The sequence below is a fragment of the Sphingobacterium sp. genome, assembly GCF_032065005.1.
In the GTDB taxonomy this organism is placed as follows: domain Bacteria; phylum Bacteroidota; class Bacteroidia; order Sphingobacteriales; family Sphingobacteriaceae; genus Sphingobacterium.
In genome coordinates this window covers 205,573-230,289 of the sequence record NZ_DAMBMM010000008.1, presented here as the reverse complement: position 1 = coordinate 230,289, position 24,717 = coordinate 205,573, and the positions used below count along the sequence as shown (strand labels likewise).

At 40.4% G+C, this 24,717-nt stretch carries 24 protein-coding genes; 11 read left to right on the top strand and 13 right to left on the bottom strand.

What is annotated here, in order from left to right; all coding sequences use genetic code 11:
• The first annotated feature begins 8 nt into the window (after window positions 1-8).
• Both mrdA and rodA read left to right on the top strand, forming a co-directional pair.
• Window positions 9-1,985 carry a penicillin-binding protein 2 gene (gene mrdA / locus RT138_RS14105; protein WP_313191207.1) on the top strand — a complete coding sequence of 659 codons (1,977 nt, stop codon included), beginning with the start codon at window positions 9-11 and terminating at the stop codon, window positions 1,983-1,985.
• Complete coding sequence (gene rodA, locus RT138_RS14100) at window positions 1,978-3,246, top strand: rod shape-determining protein RodA (protein ID WP_185214003.1); 1,269 nt, start codon at window positions 1,978-1,980, stop codon at window positions 3,244-3,246. Before mrdA ends, rodA begins: the two co-directional genes overlap by 8 nt.
• 1 nt (window position 3,247) lies before the next feature.
• Here rodA and RT138_RS14095 read toward each other — a convergent pair whose 3' ends face one another.
• From RT138_RS14095 to RT138_RS14085, 3 genes are read right to left on the bottom strand one after another with little or no spacing between them, the layout of a single operon-like run.
• Window positions 3,248-4,102, bottom strand: a complete 855-nt coding sequence (locus tag RT138_RS14095; RefSeq protein WP_312696915.1) for a nucleoside phosphorylase — start codon at window positions 4,100-4,102, stop codon at window positions 3,248-3,250.
• Entirely contained in the window at window positions 4,099-4,716 is a 618-nt protein-coding gene (locus RT138_RS14090) for a YigZ family protein (RefSeq protein WP_313191206.1), read from the bottom strand. The genes RT138_RS14095 and RT138_RS14090 overlap by 4 nt, the downstream gene beginning before the upstream one ends.
• On the bottom strand, window positions 4,713-5,567 hold the full coding sequence (locus RT138_RS14085) for an EamA family transporter (RefSeq protein ID WP_313191205.1): 855 nt from the start codon (window positions 5,565-5,567) through the stop codon (window positions 4,713-4,715). The genes RT138_RS14090 and RT138_RS14085 overlap by 4 nt, the downstream gene beginning before the upstream one ends.
• 606 nt (window positions 5,568-6,173) lie before the next feature.
• Between RT138_RS14085 and RT138_RS14080 the strand changes: the two genes are divergently transcribed.
• The 5 genes from RT138_RS14080 (at window position 6,174) to RT138_RS14060 (ending at window position 11,423) form a co-directional block, all read left to right on the top strand.
• Window positions 6,174-7,004, top strand: a complete 831-nt coding sequence (locus RT138_RS14080; protein ID WP_313191204.1) for a prephenate dehydratase — start codon at window positions 6,174-6,176, stop codon at window positions 7,002-7,004.
• A gap of 43 nt (window positions 7,005-7,047) precedes the next feature.
• Window positions 7,048-8,154 (top strand): chorismate mutase, encoded by a 1,107-nt coding sequence (locus RT138_RS14075; protein WP_185214008.1) that lies wholly within the window; start codon window positions 7,048-7,050, stop codon window positions 8,152-8,154.
• A 2-nt stretch (window positions 8,155-8,156) separates the two neighbouring features.
• On the top strand, window positions 8,157-9,410 hold the full coding sequence (gene aroA, locus RT138_RS14070; RefSeq protein ID WP_313191203.1) for a 3-phosphoshikimate 1-carboxyvinyltransferase: 1,254 nt from the start codon (window positions 8,157-8,159) through the stop codon (window positions 9,408-9,410).
• A gap of 62 nt (window positions 9,411-9,472) precedes the next feature.
• Window positions 9,473-10,570: a chorismate synthase gene (gene aroC / locus RT138_RS14065; protein WP_313191202.1), complete on the top strand. Its 1,098-nt coding sequence runs from the start codon at window positions 9,473-9,475 to the stop codon at window positions 10,568-10,570.
• Entirely contained in the window at window positions 10,560-11,423 is an 864-nt protein-coding gene (locus RT138_RS14060; protein ID WP_313191201.1) for an ROK family protein, read from the top strand. Before aroC ends, RT138_RS14060 begins: the two co-directional genes overlap by 11 nt.
• Before the next feature lie 19 nt (window positions 11,424-11,442).
• Here the strand turns inward: RT138_RS14060 and RT138_RS14055 are convergent, their stop codons facing one another.
• Entirely contained in the window at window positions 11,443-13,860 is a 2,418-nt protein-coding gene (locus tag RT138_RS14055) for a thiamine pyrophosphate-dependent enzyme (protein ID WP_313191200.1), read from the bottom strand.
• Window positions 13,861-14,003: 143 nt separating this feature from the next.
• Between RT138_RS14055 and RT138_RS14050 the strand changes: the two genes are divergently transcribed.
• Both RT138_RS14050 and RT138_RS14045 read left to right on the top strand, forming a co-directional pair.
• Entirely contained in the window at window positions 14,004-14,741 is a 738-nt protein-coding gene (locus tag RT138_RS14050; RefSeq protein ID WP_313191199.1) for a hypothetical protein, read from the top strand.
• Window positions 14,742-14,854: 113 nt separating this feature from the next.
• Window positions 14,855-15,316 carry an NUDIX domain-containing protein gene (locus tag RT138_RS14045; RefSeq protein ID WP_185217595.1) on the top strand — a complete coding sequence of 154 codons (462 nt, stop codon included), beginning with the start codon at window positions 14,855-14,857 and terminating at the stop codon, window positions 15,314-15,316.
• Window positions 15,317-15,638: 322 nt separating this feature from the next.
• On the opposite strand, the gene RT138_RS14040 is transcribed toward RT138_RS14045, so the two are convergent.
• The 9 genes from RT138_RS14040 to RT138_RS14000 form a co-directional block, all read right to left on the bottom strand.
• Window positions 15,639-16,121: an HAD domain-containing protein gene (locus RT138_RS14040; protein WP_313191198.1), complete on the bottom strand. Its 483-nt coding sequence runs from the start codon at window positions 16,119-16,121 to the stop codon at window positions 15,639-15,641.
• Window positions 16,118-16,507: a hypothetical protein gene (locus tag RT138_RS14035; protein ID WP_313191197.1), complete on the bottom strand. Its 390-nt coding sequence runs from the start codon at window positions 16,505-16,507 to the stop codon at window positions 16,118-16,120. The genes RT138_RS14040 and RT138_RS14035 overlap by 4 nt, the downstream gene beginning before the upstream one ends.
• Window positions 16,508-16,526: 19 nt before the next feature.
• Window positions 16,527-16,658 carry a hypothetical protein gene (locus tag RT138_RS14030; protein WP_262890811.1) on the bottom strand — a complete coding sequence of 44 codons (132 nt, stop codon included), beginning with the start codon at window positions 16,656-16,658 and terminating at the stop codon, window positions 16,527-16,529.
• Window positions 16,659-16,711: 53 nt separating this feature from the next.
• Window positions 16,712-17,185 (bottom strand): 23S rRNA (pseudouridine(1915)-N(3))-methyltransferase RlmH, encoded by a 474-nt coding sequence (gene rlmH, locus RT138_RS14025; RefSeq protein ID WP_313191196.1) that lies wholly within the window; start codon window positions 17,183-17,185, stop codon window positions 16,712-16,714.
• A 117-nt stretch (window positions 17,186-17,302) separates the two neighbouring features.
• Window positions 17,303-17,935 (bottom strand): YceI family protein, encoded by a 633-nt coding sequence (locus tag RT138_RS14020; RefSeq protein ID WP_185214016.1) that lies wholly within the window; start codon window positions 17,933-17,935, stop codon window positions 17,303-17,305.
• A 98-nt stretch (window positions 17,936-18,033) separates the two neighbouring features.
• Window positions 18,034-19,359: a UDP-N-acetylglucosamine 1-carboxyvinyltransferase gene (gene murA, locus RT138_RS14015; protein ID WP_185214017.1), complete on the bottom strand. Its 1,326-nt coding sequence runs from the start codon at window positions 19,357-19,359 to the stop codon at window positions 18,034-18,036.
• 122 nt (window positions 19,360-19,481) lie between these two features.
• Window positions 19,482-20,210 carry a DUF4290 domain-containing protein gene (locus RT138_RS14010; RefSeq protein ID WP_313191195.1) on the bottom strand — a complete coding sequence of 243 codons (729 nt, stop codon included), beginning with the start codon at window positions 20,208-20,210 and terminating at the stop codon, window positions 19,482-19,484.
• A gap of 57 nt (window positions 20,211-20,267) precedes the next feature.
• Window positions 20,268-22,553: an ATP-dependent helicase gene (locus tag RT138_RS14005; RefSeq protein WP_313191194.1), complete on the bottom strand. Its 2,286-nt coding sequence runs from the start codon at window positions 22,551-22,553 to the stop codon at window positions 20,268-20,270.
• Between the two features lie 114 nt (window positions 22,554-22,667).
• Complete coding sequence (locus RT138_RS14000) at window positions 22,668-23,297, bottom strand: CatA-like O-acetyltransferase (protein ID WP_313191193.1); 630 nt, start codon at window positions 23,295-23,297, stop codon at window positions 22,668-22,670.
• 141 nt (window positions 23,298-23,438) lie between these two features.
• Here RT138_RS14000 and RT138_RS13995 point away from each other — a divergent pair, with 141 nt between their 5' ends.
• Together RT138_RS13995 and RT138_RS13990 are read left to right on the top strand one after the other, a co-directional pair.
• The gene (locus tag RT138_RS13995; RefSeq protein WP_313191192.1) at window positions 23,439-24,122 is read left to right on the top strand and encodes a M15 family metallopeptidase; all 684 of its coding nucleotides are present in this window, start codon (window positions 23,439-23,441) and stop codon (window positions 24,120-24,122) included.
• 31 nt (window positions 24,123-24,153) lie between these two features.
• Window positions 24,154-24,384, top strand: a complete 231-nt coding sequence (locus tag RT138_RS13990) for a hypothetical protein (protein ID WP_313191191.1) — start codon at window positions 24,154-24,156, stop codon at window positions 24,382-24,384.
• Window positions 24,385-24,717: the final 333 nt, after the last annotated feature.

Below are 24,717 nucleotides of genomic sequence, written 5' to 3'. Positions count from 1 at the left end.
TTATTCTCATGAACAATAGTTATTTCAACCGTAAGTTCGTTATCCAAGGAATCTTCATTGCTATTGCACTCGTTATTGTAGCAAGACTCTTCTATATACAGGTCATCGACGACAAATACCTTCTTTCAGCCAACAACAATGTCATGCGGAAAAAGATCATCTATCCCGCACGTGGTGTTATTTTAGACCGGAATGGTAAAGTCTTGGTCCAGAATGAACCGGTTTATGACATTATGGTTACCCCAAGGGAAGTCAAGGATCTGGACACCCTGTTGCTATGTGACCTTTTAGGGATCGACACGGTTGATTTCAATGTTCGGATGAGAAAGGCAAAAGCACACTCTCCCTATCGGGCATCACAATTTATGAAGCAGGTTTCATCGACTGTCTATGCCAAATTTCAGGAACACCTGTATAAGTTCCGGGGATTCTATCCATTGAACCGTACCGTCCGTAGTTATCCTGATAGTATTGCTGCGCAATTTTTGGGTTATATCCAGGAGGTCAACGAAAGAGATATTGAAAAATCGAATGGCTTTTATCGCCCTGGAGATTATATTGGAGCATCAGGAGTAGAAAGAGCCTATGAAGAACTTTTGAGGGGTAAACGTGGGGTGGAAAACCAAATGGTTGATGCCCTGAACAGACCTCAGGGTAGTTTTATGGATGGTAAATATGATACACTTGCCGTTACAGGGGATGGACTTGTTTCTTCCTTGGACAAAGACCTTCAGATTTTGGCTGAAAAGCTGATGAAAAATAAACTAGGTTCTGTCGTTGCCATTGAGCCTTCCACGGGTGAGATCTTGAGTTTTGTAAGTAGTCCATCTTACAATCCAAATATGATGGTTGGGCGTGAATTAGGAAACAATTACATGAAATTGTTGAATGATGAAACCAAACCTATGTTTATCCGTCCCATTCAAGCTTCTTATCCTCCAGGATCTGTTTTTAAAGTGGTTTCTGCTCTAACAGCCCAGCAAGCTGGTGTGATCAATGATCAGACTGTATTTTATTGTCCAGGTGGTTATCGTTATGGTGGTGGTCGCGCGATAATGCGCTGTACGCACGTTGATGGTGCAACCGGATTGGTAAAATCCATCAAGATGTCCTGTAATACCTATTACGGGTATGTTTATGCCAAAATGATCGACAGCAGAGGAATGAGCGGACCGAAAGCCTATGACCTCTGGAAGGAAGCATTGGGAAAATTTGGCCTCGGCCATAAATTGGGGATAGACCTTCCTGGCGAAAAACCAGGTCTTGTGCCTACATCAGACTTTTATACCAAAAGATATGGCAGTGGAAATTGGAGATCAAGTTTTAATATCTCCTTATCTATCGGTCAAGGTGAACTAGGGATCACTCCATTGCAAATGGCCAACATCATGGCTATCGTGGCAAATAGAGGGTTCTATTACCGCCCGCACCTCATTAAGGGAATAGGTGAAAAACAGATTGTAAAGGAAGAATTTACGGAGAAGATCTTTGCTGGTGTTGATGCCAGACATTATGAGCCTGTCATTGAGGGAATGAGCCAAGCAGTGAACCAAGGTGGTACCGGCGCGGCGTCAAGAATAGCTGGAATTGAGATGTGCGGAAAAACGGGTACCGTTCAGAACCCGCATGGTGAAAACCACGCCGTATTCTTTGCTTTTGCACCAAGAGATAATCCTAAAATCGCTATTGCGGTTTTCGTAGAGAATGCTGGTTATGGAGGTACATGGGCGGCTCCGATCGCGAGTATGATGGTTGAAAAATACCTAAAGGATACCATCTCTTTGCCTAAATATATTCAGGACAGAATCTATAATGGAAACTTAATGCCGAAGCCTAAAGTGAAGAAAGAGGAAAATATCAAAAAGGACAGCACAAAGAACAACAATAAAACACAAACGGTACGTACCGCAGCAGTAGACCCAAAGAAAAAAACGGAATCTGCAGTATTAGTGCACCATAGCCAAGTGAGGAGAAACCATGAATAACCTACATAAGAAAAGTTTTTTCGGTAGAATTGATTGGTTGACCATTGGATTGTGGTTGGCTTTATGTTTGATCGGTTGGTTCAATATCCATGCAGCGGTATATGATGCTGAGAATCCAGGTTTATTCAATCTGGCAACCAACTACGGCAAGCAATCCATTTATATCTTTACGGCACTGATCATTGGTATCTGTATCCTGATCATTGACTCCCGGTTTTTCATTTCCTCTGCCCCTATTATCTATATCATCGTCATTCTGCTTTTGGTGGCCGTATTGGTGGTTGGTCGAAATGTGGGGGGTAACCAGGCATGGATACCTTTAGGTAGTTTTAGGCTGCAACCTTCTGAGTTTGGAAAGTTGGCAACCTGTCTATTGTTGGCCTATTACCTCAGCAACCAGACGAACAAAAACCCCAATATGAAGACCTTGTTCATAGGTGCATGTATTGTATTGTTTCCTGTTGCTTTAGTTATGTTGCAACCTGATACGGGTTCTGCCCTAGCTTTCTTTGCCTTGATCTTTGTCTTCTACAGGGAAGGCTATGTAAGTACAGGCTTATTGATCATTGGTGGCTTGGCGATATTCCTTTTCGTCTTGGCATTATTGGTCAATCAATGGATCCTGATCGGTATATTGGCCTTGGTCTGTGGGTTTTTTGCTTTTATGATGCGCAAAAAACGAAAGAACCTGATCAATATGGCAATCCTGTTTGTGGTCTCCAGTGTATATGTGCTGTGCGTGGACTTCGCCTATGAGCAAATCTTACAACCGCACCAAAGAAACCGTATCGACATTATCTTGGGCAAAATGGATGATCCCAAAGGTCAAGGTTATAACCTGAACCAATCCATGATTGCCATTGGTTCCGGTCAGCTTTTTGGAAAAGGTTATCTTCAGGGGACCCAAACCAAATATAACTTTGTGCCAGAACAAAGTACCGATTTTATTTTCTGTACGGTCGGTGAAGAATGGGGTTTTGTAGGCTCTGTAGTATTGATTTCCATCTATGTTGCCTTGCTGGTAAGGCTGGTGAATATTGCGGAAAGACAACGGACCGCATTCGCCAGGATATATGCATACGGGGTAGCTTCTATCCTATTCTTTCACTTCTTTATCAATATTGGAATGACCATCGGAATCGTCCCTGTAATTGGCATCCCATTGCCTTTTATTAGTTATGGAGGATCCTCATTATGGTCCTTCACCATATTGTTGTTTATTCTGTTGAAATTTGACTCGACAAGGAAAGGGACAGGGTAGCTTATATTCTCTCTATCACCAATCTTATTGCCTTATCAACAATTTCTTGAGGATTTTTACTAAAAGATTCACTCACTCGACTGGCAAGTATCGCGTTGATGGAGATGGCATGATGACCAAACATATTACTGAGCGCATAGATTCCCGCAGTTTCCATTTCTAGATTGGTGATGTTTCTTCCTGAAATTTCAAAACTGTTGGCATTCTTGATGAGGTCCGGATAGATATTGTTGGACCTGACATTCCTGCCTTGGGGGCCATAGAAACCTGGGGCTGTCATGGTTATTCCTTTTGGAAGGTCGAATGCAAATTGATCCAAAAGCTTTTGAGATGCGCGACCTACATAGGGTTTGAAAGTTAGACTATCAAAGTGCTTGACTACGGCATCCTGCAATTGGACTTCGGGCTCGGTATAAGGTTTTCTATAATATTGCATTAGGGTATCGAATCCTATGGCAAATTCGGAAGCTAATACGGTACCCATGGAAATATTCCCTTGGATAGACCCGGAGGTTCCAATTCGGATAATATCTAAGGATTTGATTTCAGGCTTTAGGGTTTTGGTCTGGAAATCGACATTAACCAAAGCATCCAATTCATTCAGAACGATATCAATGTTATCTGTTCCAATCCCTGTAGAAATAACGGTGATCCTTTTTCCCTTGACGGAACCAGTATGGGTAATAAATTCTCGTCTTCCTTTCTTGATCTCGATATCATCGAAGTATTTGGAAACTTCAGGAACACGGTCAGGATCTCCGACGAAAATTACAGTATCGGCAATATCAGATGGCAATAAATTCAAATGGTAAATACTTCCATCGGAATTAATAATCAGTTCAGAATCGTTAATCATATGGTTCGCAAGTAATTGATCTCTACCCCCTCAATCTTCTCCATTCTCCCGATCACTTCATTTACCTGTAATTTACGGATTTCGAAGGAAATTTTACAATTCGTATCAAAATCTTGACTCAAAACGATTAGATCTGTTTCCTTAACAATCCGCATGACATCATTCATCTGTAGGTAATCGAACTTCAACTCATAGACATCATTTACGGTCTTCTCAACGACTTCTGCTTCTGCAAGGGCTTCTTGGGTTGCTGTCTTATAGGCATTGATCAAGCCTGGAACTCCCAATAAGGTGCCTCCAAAATAGCGCACGACCACCACCAGGATATTCGTGACATCCATAGAGAGCAAAACATTCAAAATAGGCCTCCCTGCTGTCCCCGAAGGTTCTCCATCGTCATTTACCCGGAACACTGCACGGTCTGGGCTAAGCCTATAAGCATAACAATGGTGGCGGGCCTTAGGATGCATGGATTTCAGTTCTGCGATAATATCCTTAAGCTTACTTTCATCCTTGAAGGGATAGGCATAGGCAATAAACTTGCTTCCCTTGTCCCTAAAAATTCCTTCTGAAGGTGCTTCAATAGTTTGGTATGTATCTTCGAATAAACTCACAGCAATGCAATTAATAAAACTGAAATAATGGCCAAAAATAGCCCAATTTTATTGTAAACACTAAGTTTCTCCTGAAATAATACCACTCCTGCCAACGCTCCTATGGCAATCACTCCAATATTCATCCCTGTGAAAACAAGGGATGGACTATCAGGGAGTGCTTTGTGGGCTTTCATGTAAAAGACTATGTTACCAAAATTGAAAACGCCTAAAATAGCGCCATAAAGGAGAGATTTTTTGTCAAAGTCCTGTTTTTTGACAAATAAGAGGTAAAACAGAAAGAGCAATGCAAATCCTAAAGCCAATGTGAATACTATCCAAAGGGAGGACATATAGGTAATCTGGCTGTTTAAGGCTATTTGCTTGAAAAGAATATCAATGATACCCATCCCGAAGAATACCAACAATGGGTATATCCAAATTTGCTTTCCCTGAACTCGATCATTCTTATTCCAACCTATGGAAAACACGATAGCAACCAATCCTACCGCGATACCAATAAACTTATTTGCTGCAAATTCTTCATTCATCCAGAAATATGCTGCTAACAAGGGAATAAAAAGGGATAAGCGCTGAGCAACCTCTGTTTTGACAATTCCTCCATAACGGATTGAAAGGGCCAGACATATAAATATAAAGGGTAATAGGAATCCCAAAGGGACATAGATAGCCCAAGGAAGGCTGGAAGTCCAAGGGACAATTTGGGGTTTCAGTACCAAATAAGTAAGGAAAAGTGCAATAGGATAATTCCAGACCAGGAGTTGTAAGTAGTTCACTCCACGTTGTCTGGCCAATTTGATAATAATGGCAACAGTCACCGAACAGAGAACCGAAATGAGGATATAATGCATTTTTGTACTATTCTTCGAAATGCTACAAATATATCCTTTTCTAGATAGCAAATAGAGTAGGAAAAGGAGCAATCAAGCTTTCAGAAATCAGAAATTGCTTCAAAACATCAGTTTTTCGAATGATAAATGAGCCAATTTTGGTTAAATTTTTTGATATTTTTTAATCATTTTTTAACGTTATTTTTTAGTTTTTTTTACACTGTTTTTTAAACAAAATTTATAAGTCAAAATCTTAATAAAACCACCTTAATATGATTTAAATAGGTGTTTTATAATTTATTCAGACATATTATTCATTATTTTCGATTATTTTTTTAGGCTATTTTTATCGCAATTTTTAATGAATTTTAACGCGATTTTTGATTAGTTTTTATTGCGTAAAACAATATTTTTTAAAAAATATTTTGCACTTAAATAAAGAAGCTCTATATTTGAAAACAAATAAACGGGAAATGAACATACAATATACATATACCAACTTTTGGTTCTTTTATTTTAAAGATAAGAGCTGGGACTAGTATATGGTATTTAGAAAATATTGAAGGGTCCCAGCTGAAAAGTTTGGGACCTTTTTTTTGACAAAAAAGTAAAGCATAATAAAAGATAATGAGTGAAAAAATAAAGATTGCCATCCAAGGAGTAAAAGCTTCATTTCATGAGGAAGCTGCCTATAAATATTTCGGCAAGGACATAGAAACGCTTGAATGTTCATCATTTAAGAAAACATGTGACCTCCTGAAGCAAGGAAAAGCAGACTATGTCGTGATGGCGATTGAAAATTCAATTGCAGGAAGCATTCTACCTAATTACAATCTTTTAAGGGACTACCGCTTTCATATCATTGGTGAAGTTCATCTCAATATTCAACAGCATCTTTTGGCATTGCCTGGTGTTAAACTTTTAGATGTTCAATTTGTCGAGTCCCACCCTATCGCCATCAGACAGTGTGATGAGTTCCTAAGTGATCACCCTGAGTGGATCATCAAAGAAGGAATGGATACGGCAGCTTGCGCCAAAAAGATCTTGGATGAGAAATTGCCCCATACCGCCGCTATCGCAAGTGAAGCTGCAGCAAAACTGTATGGTTTGGAGATATTGGAAAAGAGAATTGAAACCAATAAAAAGAATTCTACTCGCTTCCTGATCCTTTCAAACGAATTGGAAGAGCAGAAAAATGCCAACAAAGCTTCATTATCATTCCAGACTTCCCATGCTATTGGTGCATTAGCGATGGTCTTACAATGCTTTGCTGAACAAAATGTCAACCTGAGCAAAATACAATCTATGCCCGTTGTAGGCAGAAGAAATGAATATGATTTCTATGTGGATGTGGAATGGAAAAAACAAGCAGACTATGATGCTGCCATCCGCAAGGTCCTGAAGCACACAGTGAACTTCAGCATCATGGGTGAATACCTGAAAAACGAAAAGATCTAAATCAAAAAATAATTTAACAAGTAAATAATCAAACTAAAATACAATGAAACATTCATTAGACATTCTCCCTTTAAAATCTTGGTTAGATACAGGGGATAAACCTTTAATCATTGCCGGACCATGTAGTGCTGAAACAGAAGAACAAGTGGTTTCTACAGCACATTTATTAGCCAACACTGGAAAAGTGAATGTTTTACGTGCAGGTATCTGGAAACCACGTACAAGACCAGGAGAATTCGAAGGAATTGGCAGCATCGGTTTGGAATGGATGAAGAGAGCTAAAGAAGAAACCGGCTTGTTGACCGCAACAGAAGTAGCTACGGCAAAACATGTTGAGGAAGCATTGGCCGCTGGAATTGATATTTTGTGGATTGGTGCTCGTTCAACCGCGAACCCATTTACAGTTCAAGAAATTGCAGATGCATTGCAAGGTGTTGATGTTCCTGTATTGATTAAAAACCCAGTGAATCCTGACCTTTCTCTATGGATTGGTGCATTGGAACGCGTAAATAGAGCTGGAATCAAAAAATTAGCTGCTATCCACCGTGGATTCTCTTCTTTCGAAAAAACGGCTTTCCGTAATGAACCAATGTGGGATATCGCCATCCAATTGAAAGCGATCGCTCCTGAATTGCCTATCATCAACGATCCTAGCCATATCTGCGGTAACCGTGAATTAATCCCTTATGTTACGCAAAAAGCAATGGATATGGATATGCAAGGTCTGATCATCGAGTCGCATATCGATCCTTCAGTTGCTTGGACAGATGCTAAACAACAGGTTACCCCTGCAGCTTTGTCTGAACTATTGGATAATGTAGCGGTTCGTAAGCCTGAATCTAACAACCCTGCATTCGAAGATAAATTAGCTGAATTGCGTGGGCAAATCGATAAGTTGGATGACCAAATCATCAAACAGATCGCTGACCGTATGAAGATTGCTGAAAAAATTGGAGAGTTCAAAAGAGATAATAATGTAACGATCCTTCAGATCAACCGTTGGGATGAAATCGTTCAGAAACGTATTCAATTGGCGAAGGCCCTTAACCTGAGCGAAGAGTTTACTTCAAAATATTTAGAGTTGTTGCATAACGAATCGATTCGTAAGCAAAACGAGGTTATGAACACTAAACCGGTTGCGGAGGCTTAAGAATGACGGCGAAAAGCTTAATTTTAACCCACCCTTCGCAAGAAATTAAAGGCACGGTTCAACTTACTGGTTCAAAATCAGAGAGCAACCGTGCTCTTATCATCAGAGCATTAAGTAAAGGAGCTGTACGCGTTGAAAATCTTTCTGAAGCAGCTGATACCGTTACTTTAAATGCAGCCCTGAACCAAGCTTCTAATCCAAATCCCGGAATCAATAACATCGATATCGGCCCTGCAGGTACTGCAATGAGGTTCTTGACTTCGTACCTAAACCTGATCAAAGGAAACTTTGTCTTAACTGGAACTGAAAGGATGCAACTGAGACCTATAGGGATTCTGGTGGATGCCTTAAAAGACTTGGGCGCTGATATCCATTATGAAAACAAGTCGGGTTACCCTCCCTTAAAAATTGAAGGGGGAATGATTCAAGGAAAAGAACAAATTTCAATCCAAGGTAATATCAGTAGCCAGTATATTTCTTCGCTATTGTTGATCGCATCTTCCTTAAAGAAAGGTTTGACCATTGATATTAAAGGCGAATTGACCTCTAGGCCTTATGTAACCATGACTTTGGAAATGCTGCAGGAATGTGGAATCCAATACAATTTTGAAGATAATAAAATCCAGATTGCCAAGCAGGATTTTTCGGAGTCAGTGATCTATGTTGAACCAGATTGGAGCGCAGCTTCTTATTGGTACTCTATCGTTGCTCTTTCCCAAAACGGGGAAATTGTGTTGCCTGGATTAAAGGAACATAGTTTGCAAGGCGACATGGCGATCGTAGAAATCATGACGCATTTTGGAGTGGAGTCAAGCTTTGAAAAAGATGGTCTCCATTTGAAAAAAGTGGATTGTAAGTCTGAAAAAACTTTATTCGACTTTAAAGAATGTCCCGATTTAGCACAAACTGTTGTCGTTATTGCTTCAGCTCTGAAAAAGGATGTTTCATTTACCGGATTAGAAACCTTGAAAATCAAGGAAACTGATCGGATTCTTGCCTTACAGACTGAAATCGGTAAGTTCGGAGCAAAACTCATCGCAGATGGTGAAACTTACCACTTGAAGACGGCTGATGTGCAAGATCCAGGAAACCTTACTATTGCAACCTATGAAGATCACCGCATGGCAATGGCATTTGCTCCATTGGCATTAGTATTCAATCAAGTTATCATTGAAGAACCTATGGTGGTTGAAAAATCATATCCTATGTTTTGGCAGCATCTAGAAGAACATGGCTTCCAAATCGCTGAAAAATAATATTATTATAAGCTAAGCAATTTTCATATCTATTTTTATATATTTACGGGCATTATCGAATTATGGCAGGAAATACTTTTGGAGATTTATTTAAGATAAGCACTTTCGGGGAATCACATGGAAAGGCAATTGGGGTGATAGTGGATGGATGCCCAGCGCTGGTTGAAATTGATGAAGAATTCATTCAATCAGAATTGGACAAACGTCGCCCTGGCCAATCCAAGATCACAACCCAAAGAAAAGAAAGCGATACTGCACAAATTCTATCCGGTACTTTTGAAGGAAAATCTACAGGCACGCCCATTGCCATCGTAATTCCAAATGAAGACCAACGCTCAAAGGACTATTCTCACATTCAAGATAAATTCAGACCCTCTCATGCAGATTTCACTTATCAAATGAAATACAGCATCCGCGATTACCGTGGCGGTGGTAGGTCATCAGCAAGAGAAACTGCAGCTCGTGTAGCAGCAGGAGCAATTGCAAAATTATTCTTGAAACAATACGGAATCGAAATATTTGCCCATGTTTCTGCCGTAGGGAATATTCAGGCTCCTAATCTGGAGCTTAATGATTTAAATGGATTGTTAGAAACCAGGGAGAGCAACATCGTAAGATGTGCTGACCCTGCCAGTGCTTCCGAAATGGAAGAATTCATCAATCAAGTCCGTAAAAATGGAGACACAGTTGGCGGTGTTATTTCCACTGTCATCAGAAAGGTTCCAGTCGGACTTGGAGAGCCAGTATTTGACAAACTTCATGCAGACCTAGCCAAGGCAATGATGAGCATTAATGCTGTTCATGGCTTTGAATACGGATCTGGGTTTGAAGGCTCAAAAATGCTAGGTTCAGAACACAACGACATCTTTGTAAAAGAAGATAATCAAGTAAAAACAATAACCAATTTTTCAGGAGGTATTCAAGGTGGCATTTCTAATGGAATGGATATTACTTTCCGCACTGCATTTAAACCTGTCGCAACGATCATGCGTGATCAGAACACAATAAATGAAGAAGGAAACGAAACGACCATTTCTGGAAAGGGACGCCATGACCCTTGTGTTGTACCTCGTGCAGTTATTATCGTGGAAGCCATGGCTGCCCTCGTAATAGCTGACCATTTATTAAAATATAAGGCCTATTTAAAGAATGCAGAATAGCAATTATATTCTTTCGTGTGATATTGGCGGGACACATATCACTTCAGCGATCGTTGAGAAGGATTCTTGGAGAATTCTTAACGAAACCATCACCCGTTCGCATGTAAATTCATTGGAAAATGCTAAATCGATTTTTCTTGACTGGACCACCAACATGAAATCCTGCCTAGAAAAAACTGATTTAGAAGTAGTTAACATTGGAATTGCTGCTCCAGGACCCTTCGATTATGAAAAGGGAATTGCCCTCATGAAAGGTCAATCAAAATACGATAGTATTTATAATATCAAAGTTACTGAGCCTATTTTAGAAGGGCTTGGTCAACAAGATTTCAAAATTCTATACATCAATGACGCTGCTGCCTTTTTGCAAGGTGAGGTCTTTGGATGTGGATTAGACCATAAAGATAGGATTTTAGGAATTACTTTGGGAACTGGTTTAGGGAGCGCAGTTTGGAGTCAGGGTGAGAAAGCATTTGATGCTGATCTTTGGGATACGGTCTATAAGGACTCTATCTTTGAAGAATATCTGGTAACAAGATGGTTTGTAAAGCGATTTGAGGAATTATCAGGAATTAAGGAAAGTGGATTAAGGGAGATCCTTGAAAAACATGCTGAAACCAAAGAAGTAACTCAACTCCTTTCAGAATATCAGGAACACTTATTGCGTTTTATGGAGTTTTTTAGCCAGAAGCATGAATGTAAGTCATTTGTCATTGGCGGGAACATTGTAAAGGCCTGGGACCGTATTTTTCCAGACAAATCTGTACTGGAAGGATTTGACGTTCAGATTGGTCAATACCAAGAGCATGCAGCGATAATTGGAGCGGCATCCCTATTCTCAAACGGCATATAATATTCAGGAACATTTCCTCCTAGAAGATAGGAGGAAATGTTGTTGGATTACTATCAGACATCATTTGATAGGCCGTTTCCACGACATCATCAACAGCTGGTTTAGTAAAATAGTCACCATCAGAGCCGTAAGGCGGACGATGAGCTTTTGCAGTCAAGGTTTTAGGTTGTCCATCCAAATGGTAATAACCACCTTGTTTTTCCAATATTTCATGGGTGATATAAGAAGATGCCCCTCCAGGGAAATCTTCATCCACCACTAATAATCTATTTGTTTTCTTCAAGGATTCAACGGAAATCTTGTCTCTATCGAACGGTTGCAGACATTGAGCATCAATGATTTCTATGGAAACACCCAATTTATCCAATTCCAAAGCAGCTTCCTGCACAATCCTAAGGGTTGAACCATAAGACACTACCGTAATATCAGCACCTTCTCTGATCTTTTCAGCTTTCCCAATCGGAACGGTAAATTCACTGATATTGATCGGCATTTTCTCTTTCAATCTATAGCCATTCAGACACTCTACCACAACTGCAGGTTCATCGGATCTAAGAAGAGTGTTATACATTCCAGCAGCTTGGGTCATGTTTCTTGGCACACAGATATGCATTCCTCTCAAACCACCCAATAGCACTGACATCGGTGATCCAGAGTGCCAAATACCTTCCAATCGATGACCACGGGTCCTTACGATCAAAGGAGCTCTTTGCCTTCCCTTTGTTCTGTAACTCAAACTCGCTAAATCATCACTGAGAACAGGCATTGCGTAAATCAGGTAATCCAAATATTGGATTTCAGCAATAGGTCTAAAGCCACGAACAGCTAGGCCTATCCCCTTTCCAATGATTGCAGACTCCCTGATTCCGGTATCGAAGATCCTCTGACTACCAAATTCTTCCTGTAAGCCCGCGAAACCTTGATTCACATCCCCAATCTTACCCACATCCTCTCCGAAGGCCAACAGTCGTGCATCTTTATCAAAATTAGCTTTGAAGCAAGCATTCAGTACCTCACGACCATCCACAATGGGGGAATCCTGATCAAATTCAGCAGGAACGGTTTCCACTAACAGTGGAGAATATTTTGTATCAACGAATAGTTTATCGTTGAATCGATCATGGTTAATTTTCTGTTTTTCGCGGAACCAGGATTTCAATTCCTCTTTCCCTAAAACATCAATCCCGCGAAGCTCCCTAATGACACGTCTGACATTTACATAAACCTCCTTAAGAGAAGGCTCTGTAGTCGACAACAAGGTTTTTAAGGGTATTTCAGCAGCATGATGGTTGATACCTTCCAACTTAGCAATAGCTTCCTGCAGGTCCACCTGAAGCGTTTTTCTATAATCTGCCCAGGCACGTTTCTGTTCTTTCCTCACGAAATCCTTTGCTTCTGAATCGAGAGCTGCCAATTCTTCTTCGGTAGCCATTCCAGAATCAATCAACCAATCCCGCATTTTCTTATTACAATCAAACTCGGTTTCCCATTCCAATCGTTCATGGCTTTTATAGCGCTCATGCGATCCGGAGGTAGAGTGACCTTGCGGTTGGGTCATTTCGACCACATGCACCAGGCAAGGCTTACTGTTGTTTCTGGCAAAATCCGCAGCTTTCTCATATACCTCGCATAGACCGGCATAATCCCAGCCTTTCACGCGAAATATTTCAAATCCCGGACCAGCTTCATCCTCCTGAAAACCTCTTAGCAGAGCAGAGATATCACCTTTTGTGGTTTGGATATCATTAGGAACGGAGATTCCATAGCCGTCATCCCAAATGGAGATTACGACAGGCAGTTGCTTCACACCGGCAGCATTCACCGTTTCCCAGAACACCCCTTCCGAGGTCGCGGCGTTTCCTATCGTACAGAAAACCACCTCTTGACCATCATTGCTAAACTTTTCTTTATGGGAGAGATTAGGATTATTTTTATAAAGTTTCGATGCCAATCCTAAACCTAGGATCCTTGACATCTGTCCACCGGTTGTGGAAATATCAGAAAAGCAGTTGACCTGCTTGGTTTGGTCGATCCACTCACCGTCCTCATTCAAAAGGGGCGTGGCGAAGTGGGCCACCATTTGTCTTCCTGCAGAAGATGGATCCGCCTCAACATCAGGATTAGCATACAATTGCGAAAAGAAATTATAGACATTGCTGATCCCTAGGGCGAAAGCCAAAGTTTGGTCCCTATAATACCCTGATCGCCAATCCCCCGGCTTGAAAACCTTGGATAGAGCAATCTGAGCCAATTCCTTACCATCTCCGAAAATTCCAAATTTAGCTTTGCCTGTAAGCACTTCCTTTCTTCCCAATAGACTGACAAATCGGCTTTGCGTGGCTAGTTTATAATCTTCTATGAGTACCTGGCGGAATTCCTCGTAGCTTATTTTTGATGTATTATATTGCACTGATCGTGTCGTATTTAATTCTGACATTAAAGTGGTTCCTTTTTTAACAAAAATAAGAAAATAAACGAGTTTATCTTACCCTAATTGTCCTTTAAATCCCATCATTTTTGAATAAAACACTTTACATTAAGACAATAATCCTTACTTTTAGCCGTATTTTCAAAGGACTTATGAGTAACATACATTTTTTTGATGCTAATGCAGGATCCGGGAATTTAGGAGATCTTGAAAAAACACTAGTCATTAACAACCTGCTAACAATCCCTTTAGAAAAGAGGAACAATGATTGGGTAGCGGAGTTTATCGATAATATTGCTGAAGCAAACCTAGCGGTATCCGAACCAGAGATCATCATGAGTACGGAAGGCTTCCCCTATTTCAACCTTCGTTCGGTAGATCCTGGAGAGAACTTCCAAGCCTATGTCATTAAGAATAAATTAGGCAACCTATTGCAGAATGGTTTTGGGGTGGCATTGAATACCAGGAAAGAAAATCCTGACTGGATGTTCAGCTATGGAGATCTATTGAACTATGCCTTGTGCAATGAGTTTTATACCGACGAGCACCATTTCTCGATAAACAACCAAGATTTTGTAATCGGCAGCGATGAAGAGCTTTTGGTCGGACAACCAGCCCAAGAGATTTTACCGGATTATGCACGTCGTCAGATCCGCGAATTCCTACAGTATTCAGGCGTGAAGAACCCGATGGTCATGTTGATTGCCAGAAATTATACGGATGAAGAGAAGGTCACACAGGACCTTGTATTCAACATCACTCCAAAAAACTTTTCAAACGAAAAAAAGTACAAACAAGCGATGAATACCATTTCTTGGTTTTTACCAAAACACTACTCCTTGGTTGGTTTAGATACAGAATCGGTGGATTCTGGTTTCCAACCGTTATAATATTGATGGTGAAGGCAGGGATAACCTACCTTCACCTTTTACCAGACTCAGAATTTACAAATTACTACATCTAGATTTTGCCCCTTCCAAGGCAGGATCCAATATTTTTAACTATGTTTTTATTTAATGTTAGGGTTTATGGCATAATGATCAACGAACGTAATGAAGTTTTGATTAGCGATGAACGAACGGAGAATGTATCCTTCACCAAATTCCCTGGTGGCGGATTGGAATATGGAGAAGGATTGATCGATGCATTAAAAAGAGAATATCTGGAAGAAACCGGGATGGAAGTTGAGGTCATCAAGCATATTTACACCACAGACTTCTATGAAAAATCAAGTTTTAATGATAGTCAAATTATTTCCATATACTATCAAGTAGAGCAAAAAAACAACGTAGAATTAAACATTAGGACAAAATCTTTCGACTTTACCGAAAAATCCCTAGAAGGAAAACTACAAGCGTTTAGGTTAATTCCTTTAAACGACCTGCAAGAAAATGACTTAACATTTAAAACTGACCAGGTTGCATGGGTTGAATTTTTAAAAAGTACAGATAAAATTCAATTATAATATAAATGTTGCAACTTTTATTTGATTTTATAATAAAAGGTTTTTACTTTTACAGTGGGTCTTGGAGATAGACTGAAGTCTAGTCTAAGATCTATGTTTTGAAAACACCTAGTTCTATAGGGTTTTATTAATAGTTAGTGTGATTTTAAGGCGATACTCCCCGTATCGCCTTATTTATTTATATCCCCCAAGCAACCTTTACTGGGCTACTTCTTCCCTAGAATCACTAAACCTTGTTACAAGAACCCAAACAAGCCCCTAAGGACACAAAAAAAGCCTTATCCCTTAATTGATAAAGCCTTTTGAAAACCTTTTAAGTTTTTTAACCCAAAACTGTCTTTTTTACTTTCCTTTTTAGAACACTTTTTAATTCATTTTGGTTATTTAATCCAACATAAGGATTAGTCAAAACTAAGCGCTCCTTGAAGTTCAATGGTAGATCATTCAGGGATTTATCATCATCAATGATCAAGACTTCCTCCGGTTTTAATTTATGCCTGTTAATCCAATCAATTATCTCCGTTTTTCTACTGACCGTTGAAGTATTGGAATAATTAACATCCAAAACACTTAAAAAATCAAAGAATAACCCCCTCTTCTCAAAAATCTCCTTCCACTCTTTTAGGTTATATTTATTACGATGCGATGTAGATAAAACTACCCGATCCTTAGTTTTATAGATAGTATTTTGGAGAATTTCAACGGCCTTCTTATTGAATTTATAAAACCCATCATAATCCAACTCCACCATTCTATGCGGATTGGCATGTACCATAACCCCATCGATATCCAAGAAAATAATCATTGTGTTGTCCTTCTTTCAAAATCTTTTAAAAAATCATCCGTAAGAAACATCCTGGTTTCTTTCTGAAACTCATCCCAATCTTCATCAAAATCAACCTTAATTCCATTGTATTGTATAGGGTTATCAGAATATGAACTTGTCCAATCAATAACTTCAAATTCAATTCCAGCTAAAAGATAGGCCAAATATCTGTGGTTTCCTTCCACCACCATCTCCTTTGATTTGCAAACCTTAATATCCCCAAAATAATAACCCAGTGTACAACGCTTATACATTCGCTTAATTATTTGGAAGCATAACTTAACTTGAACAGTCCTATATTTAAAACTATTCTGGGCAATAAATTCTTCAAATCTATCCCTTGTCAATTCTTCAAGTTCTTGCAAAAAGAATAATGTACCCCCCTTATCTCAACAGATAAGCCAATAATATCACTATTGCCCCACCGATGATAATGATCCATTTATTGATCCCACCACCATGAGCACCCTCTTGGCTCTTAAATTTATAGTCCCTTTTAAATTTATTATCGTCCATGATTTCCCTTTACTTTTAATATATGATGCTTTTAATATTCAATTTACATAAAATTATTCGTGATGATAAGGTTCACCCCTCATTATCGTATAGGCGCGATAGATTTGCTCCACAAAGAACAGTCGGACCATCTGATGGGAGAAAGTCATCCTAGACAGCGATATCTTCGCATTGGCGCGCTGATAGACCGTATCATCAAAGCCATAAGGGCCACCGATCATAAAAACCAAATGCGTCACACTGGATACCATTTGCTTCTCTAGAAACGCAGAAAACTCCACGGAGGTATATTCCTTTCCTCGTTCGTCCAATAGGATGATAAAATCCTGGTTGCTGCAATTTTTAAGTAATAGCTGTGCTTCTTTCTCTTTCTGCTGGCTTTCACTTAAGTTCTTGGAATTTTTGATATCAGGGATGGTCACGATCTGGAAGTTCACATAATGCTTCAACCTTTTTGTATAGATCTCGATCCCTTTCACAATATGTTGGTCATCTGTCTTCCCGATACAGATCAGCGTAATTTTCATTGGCAATGAATTAATTGAATTACAAAAATAAGATATTAAGTCTGTTCCCGAGGGAGAAGCTCACAAAAAAAGCCTTTGATCCATGACCAAAGGCTCTTATTATAGAATTAAATAAAATTATTTATTTGCAACTAAGGTAATGTCGAAGTTGATTTCTTTAGAGATCAAATCATCAGATTTTCCTTCATAAGTTACACCCCAATCAGCTCTAGTGATGTTGAAATTAGCAGTAGCTTTCACTGCAGTTTCAGTAGATTCAACAACTTTTGCATCAAATGTAATGTTCTTGCTAACACCTTTGATAACCAAGTTACCAGAAATGTTCAGGTCTGCATCTGTCGCACCTGGTTTAACCTCAGTGATCGTGAAAGAAGCTTCAGGGAATTTTTCTGTTGCAAAGAAATCATCAGACTTCAAGTGTCCATCCAATTTTCCTTTGAACTCACCTTCTAGGTCAGTCGATCCAATTGTAGTCATATCCAATACTACATTAGCACCAGTTAATTTACCGTTATCAACGTTAACTGTACCAGATTTAACAGTTACTGTACCTGTATGTTTACCGGTAACCTTTGTACCCGTCCATACTACTTTGGATGCAGCTGTATCAACTGTATAGGCATCTCCTGTTACTTCAGTTTGTGTGATCGAAACTGAATCCTTGGTTTCAGCTTTTTTACCTTCTGGGTTTCCAGCGCATGAAGCCAATACTAATGCCGCAACTGCTGATAATAATGTGATTTTTTTCATCTGTGTGTTTGAACAATTAATTTGAGTACAAAATTATATAGACTTAGTAGATTATCCAATTCTGATTCCTTTTTTAACAATAGGCAGACAATTCAGGTTTAATGCCCAGCTGGCTGTGCCTCAACCCTTCTGATGTCTGCACCTAATGCTTTTAGGCGTTCCTCGATATGCTGATAACCTCTTTCTATCTGCTCGATATTATAGATTACGGACTTTCCTTGCGCCGATAATGCGGCAATCAATAAAGATACACCAGCACGGATATCTGGGGAGGTCATCTCAATTCCGCGAAGTTTATTCTGCTTGTTCAAACCGATAACCGTCGCACGGTGCGGGTCACAAAGAATAATCTGTGCGCCCATATCGATCAATTTATCCACGAAGAACAATCTGCTTTCAAACATCTTCTGGTGGATCAACACATTTCCTTTCGCCTGGATCGCTGTCACCAATACGATACTCAAAAGGTCCGGTGTAAAACCTGGCCATGGAGCATCAGAAATGGTCAATATCGAACCATCGATAAAGGTGTCGATTTCATAATTCTCTTGAGCAGGGATAAAGATATCGTCACCTCTCAACTCAAATTTGATTCCCAAGCGGGAAAATACCGATGGAATGATCCCCAATTCCTGGAAACATACATCCTTGATGGTGATCTCAGATCCTGTCATGGCAGCTAAACCAATGAAAGAACCGATTTCGATCATATCTGGAAGCATTTTATGGCTTGTGCCACCTAATTGCTCCACACCTTCAATTGTCAACAGGTTAGAACCGATCCCAGAGATCTTAGCGCCCATCCTGTTCAACATCTTACATAACTGTTGAAGATAAGGCTCACAAGCAGCATTATAGATCGTGGTTACCCCTTTTGCAAGAACGGCAGCCATCACGATATTGGCCGTACCCGTAACTGAAGCCTCATCCAATAGGATATAAGTCCCCTTCAATTGGGTTGCATCCACATTGAAGAAATGGTTCTCAGCATCATAGACAAACTTAGCACCTAACTTCTCAAAACCTAAAAAGTGGGTGTCCAGACGGCGTCTACCGATCTTGTCACCTCCAGGTTTAGGGATAGCAGCCTTTCCAAATCTTGCCAACAATGGCCCAACGATCATGATCGATCCGCGTAGGCTTCCCCCTTTTTTCTTGAATTCCTCCGATTGAAAATAATCAATATTGATATTTTTAGCCTCAAACTCATAGGTATCGTCACTGATTCTATTTACTTCGACACCCATTGCTGCCAAAAGATCGATCAGTTTATTGACATCCTTAATGTCGGGGATATTGCTAATGGTCATTTTCTCAGCAGTCAATAGTACTGCAGAGATTATTTGTAATGCTTCGTTTTTTGCTCCTTGCGGAACGATTTCTCCTTTTAATGGTTTGCCACCGTAAATTTCAAATGCATTCATAGTTTTTTCATATCAACCATACCTCAGGAATGATAATGCCCAAAGGTCTGTTCAATTCATATTAATCCCACATGAAAAAAGCAATTGTCCCGTTGCGATTCAATTGCTTTCTTCATCCGGTCTTATTTATAGCTTTTTTTCTGTCTGTTATTGTTGTTGTTATTGTTCGAGGGCCTCTTGTTGTTATTGTTGTTGTTATTGTTGCTCCTCTTATTGTTATAGTTGTTTTGCGGCTTATTTTGCTGCTGTTGGCCAGTGCTGCCACCTGAGGATTTAACACGGTTGCCTGGAGGCGGAGTTTTGAAGTCTAGCTTGGTCAGGACAGTATCGCTCGGCAGGACCAATTCTCCACGCGACAATGTTTTCAGGTCCTGAAGGATTTGGTCATCCGATACAGAATCTTTATTCCAAGTCAGGTATGCCATTTTCATGAAATTGGCAATGCTCAGGGTCATTTTCAATCTAGCTTCTGGATTGCTGATGTTCAATGTTTTATTGATCATCTCCTCCACCGTATGACCATAATGTTTGAACTTGATATTATGGTTCGGGTATTTTAGAGGCTCCGGTTTATGATGGATATTTTCCTTGGTAGGAATAGGATATGGGGAATCCACATCGATCTTAAAGTCCGAAATAATATAGAGGTGATCCCAAAGTTTATGCTTAAAATCAGATACATCACGTAGGTGCGGGTTCAATACCCCCATCATATCAATGACAACCTGGGCTAAGCGGTTTCTTTCTTCCCTATCTGACAGCGTGCAGATATAGTCGACCATATTCTGTACATTTCTGCCGTATTCCGCCAAAATTAATTTTGGTCTAGTGCTGTTATAATCAAAAATCATATGTTTATTTTGCTTTAACCCTATAAAGGCGTTAAATATGTAATTCTAAATTGGGTATCAATTTACTATTCTAAGTTTGGCAAATTTAAGCAACAATTGCTTCTGTCCCAACTCTTTGAAGAAAATAGTTGCTTTTATGTCCGGTTTGTTTCCCTCAAGGTTAATGACCTTACCAAATCCAAAGCGTTCATGTTCCACTTCCATACCGACCTGCAGACCTGAGGTATCCGATGGTGCAAAGTCTGCACTCGGCTTATGGGCCTTCGGCAAAATCGAGGTGGTCTTGATCACTTTTGGCTTAGGCTTCGAGAACACATCCCCGCCAGAATTGCTTTCCTTACGTTGCCACTGCACCCTTTCCGAACCAAAATCATCATCCATCATCCCTCCTCCACGTGGTTTGAAGTCAAGGTCTAGGCAACTTGGATTCAGTTCATCCAAGAACCTGCTCGGCTCACAATTGTTCAAGGTTCCCCAACGGTACCTCGATGTTGCATAGGAAATGTGCAATTTCTTCTCTGCCCTTGTAACAGCAACATAAAACAACCTCCGCTCCTCTTCCAGTTCCGATCTCGAATTCAGGGAAAGTTGCGATGGGAACAGGTTTTCCTCCAGTCCCACGATGTGAACCACTGGAAACTCCAGCCCTTTTGATGCATGGATCGTCATCAATGAAACCGTGTCCGCATTCGGATCCTTATCATTGTCATCATTGGTCAACAGGGCAATGTCCTGCATAAAGACATCCAGACCTTTTTCTTCCAGATCTTCCCTTTCCGAAAACTCCTTGATACCGTTCAGTAACTCCTGGATATTCTCATACCTTGCAAGTCCCTCAACAGATTTATCCTCATAGAGGTCCTTCAGGATCCCTGAATGCTGGGCGATATGCATCGCGGTATCAAATGCGGTATTGGTTTTTGCCATCGCCTGGAAACTCTGGATCATCAATCCAAAATTGGAAACCGATGCAGCACTTCTACCGTCCAGGAACATTTGGGAATTGGCCACTACATCCCACAAGCGCAATTGCTGTTGATCGGCAGCAACCATGATCTTTTCAACCGTTGTATCACCGATCCCCCGACGTGGATAGTTGATCACACGTTTCAGGGCTTCTTCATCGTTCGGGTTGAAGGTCAGCCTAAAATAAGCAATTAAATCCTTAATTTCCTTACGTTGGTAGAAGGAAGTTCCACCATATAATTTATAAGGGATATTCAATTTCCGCAATGCCTCCTCCAGCGATCTGGATTGGGCATTCGTACGGTATAGAATTGCGAAATCTTTATAGTACAATCCTTTCAGCGATTTTTCCTGAGAGATGGCCTCTGCCACGATCTTTCCTTCCTCATTGTCTGAAAAGGCACGGCTAACCTTGATTTTCTCCCCATCCTCATTATCCGAGAACACGTTCTTTTCCAATTGGTTCTTATTGTTCGCAATAATGCTGTTGGCAGCATTCACGATCATCTTGGTCGAACGGTAGTTCTGTTCCAATTTGAAGACCTTGACATCGGGATAATCCTTCTGAAAATTCAGGATATTCTGGATATTGGCACCACGGAAGGCATAGATACTCTGTGCATCATCCCCTACCACACATATATTTTCATTGACCGCAGCCAATCGCTTCACGATCAGGTACTGCGAAAAGTTGGTATCCTGGTACTCATCCACCATCAGGTATTTGAACTGATGCTGATACTTATGCAGTACATCCGGATATTTATTGAGCAGCACATTGGTCTTGAAAAGTAAATCATCAAAATCCATCGCTCCAGCACGGTAACAGCGTTGCGCATAGGCCATATAGATCTGGCCCAATTGCCCTCTTCCGTTAGACTGGTCTTCGGCAAGGATCGCCTCATTCTTATTATATTCCTGTGGGGATATTAAATTATTCTTCGCTGATGATATCCTTCCATATACATGGTTTACGTTGTAGAGCTTGTCATCAAGGTTCATTTCTTTCAAAATGGTCCTTAACAAACTCTTGGTGTCATCTGTATCATAGATGGTGAAGTTCTTGGGATATCCCAAAAGTTCTGCTTCGACCCGCAAGATTCGCGCAAACACCGAGTGGAATGTACCCATCCATATATTTTTGGCTTCAGAGCCAACCACTTTCATGATACGTTCACGCATTTCCTTGGCAGCCTTATTGGTAAAGGTCAGCACAAGGACATTGAAAGGATCTACTCCTTTTTGTATCAAATGGGCTACTCTATAGGTAATTACACGCGTTTTTCCAGATCCCGCTCCAGCAACAATCATTACTGGACCTTCTGTTTGTTCAACTGCGGCTCGTTGTGAGGGGTTCAGTCCTGCTAAAAAATCCAAAATACTCTCCTAAATTTATCTTATGTAATGCCTCAAAAATGGGGACTCAAATTTAATAAAAATAGGCATACTATTTTAGAAAATTATCCACAGGGACAAGAAGATAGCAAAAACCTAATCGATTTGATCGAGCAATTGCTGAAATCGCTGCATAAACAGTCCCACATGGTAACCATCGACCAAGGCATGGTGTGCATGTAAAGAAATCGCCATCGTCTTTTTGCCGTCACGATCCATTAATTTGGCAAAGGATATCTTCGGACAGGAATCTGGATAATTGAAGTTCCTGGCATGGGAAAGCGAGCTAAAGTTTACCCAAGGCAATGCAGAACAATGCACCTCATTGATCCTGGCCCCACTCAGGTCTAAGCCCGATGAAGCCTTCACTTTTTCAAGCGCGATATCTGCTCCTTCCAAAAACTTCACCTCATCCTCATGAAAATCGATATACGAAAAACCAAAGGTTTTATCTGACCTTAACACTGTAGTAGAGATATGGACCTGATCATAGAGATAGAGTTCTCCAGCATCGATCCTCAGCCTGAAATTCTCAATTTCATTCATGGCCTTCAACGCTCGGTACAGATAGTACATAAAGAAAGACTGTGATTTCTGCTTGGCCTGTTGATAGGCAATACTTAGGTCCAACTCTGCCGTAATCCCATGGAACGGTTCGGGAAACTGCGAAAAGAATTCAAAGTGCTCTCTTCTGGCCCAATTTTCTACATCAAATTTCTTTCTCATATAGCAACAAAACTAATCATTCCTCTTTTTCCCGAAAAACGATTGTGGATAATTCCCTAACAAAAACCAAAACCTCCAGATAAGGTTTCAAACTACTAAAGGTTTTTTACATTTGTCCTATAATCATCATAACCAAAGATCATGAATACTAGATATGCTTTCCTCCTACCTCTTTTGGCACTCAGCTTACTTTTTTCCTGTGCTACGAAACGGGAGATCCCCCATTCATTTGTCAACCTGAAAGAGCAGATCCCAAATCTTGAAATCGACCTGAGATATTATGGAAGCCATAACTTCCTGGGAAGACCGGTAAAAGGCTATGAAGCCAATAAAGTCTTTATCAGCAGAGAAGCAGCAAACGCATTGATCCAAATCCAAAAAGAACTGAACCAACAAGGTTTGGGTATCAAGGTATTTGATGCCTACAGACCGCAACAGGCAGTCAACAACTTTAAGGAATGGGCCTTGGATATTGCCGACACCGCAGCAAAAAAAGAATTCTATCCCGATGTGGACAAACGGAACCTGTTTAAGTTGGGTTACATCGCCGAAAAATCTGGACATAGCCGCGGCAGCACCATCGACCTAACCATCATTAACCTGAAGGACAAAAACGAACTGGACATGGGAACCGGCTTCGACTATTTCGGCGAACCCTCACACCATGATTATAGCAACCTCAGTCCTCAGCAAAAGGCCAACCGAAAACTACTCAAAGACATCATGGAAAAACATGGATTCAAATCCATCGAAGAAGAATGGTGGCACTATACCCTAAAGAATGAACCCTTTAAAGATCAGTATTTTGATTTTAAGGTGAAGTAGATTTGGGAAGGGTTGGTTTGAACCAGGATGGATGGGATGTGAGGATGGACCAAGATCATGGTATGAACCAGGATGTGGCTCGACTCCGCTCGCCATCCGAGGATGTGAGGATAGACCAAGATCTGGTTTGAACCAGGATGTGGCTCGACTCCGCTCGCCATCCGAGGATGTGAGGATGGACCAAGATTATAATCAAATGTCGCTGGAAAGGCCAGCATACTGTAAGGGCGTATTGCATAGGCCCGCCGCATATTTTGAATAAATAATAGGATTGCAAAGGCGTACAGTTCCATTATCTTCGATAATGGATGACATGCAATAATAGTAGAGAACCGTACAGATTCCTCACTAATCGTTCAGAATAAAAATGCGCAAAAGAGGGATTCAGAGTGAAACGAAGAATCTATTTTTGTTTTTTTTAAGGATCGGCGTCATTCCGAAATCGTAAGATGAGGAAACTATTTTTTCTCTGCTGAAAGTTTTATAGAAAAATATTTCACCCACGCTGTGGGTTGGCTTTTTCGTACATCTATTTTCTATAAAGATTCCACCCACGCTGTGGGTTTTTAAACTATCTAAAAATACCCCAATTCGT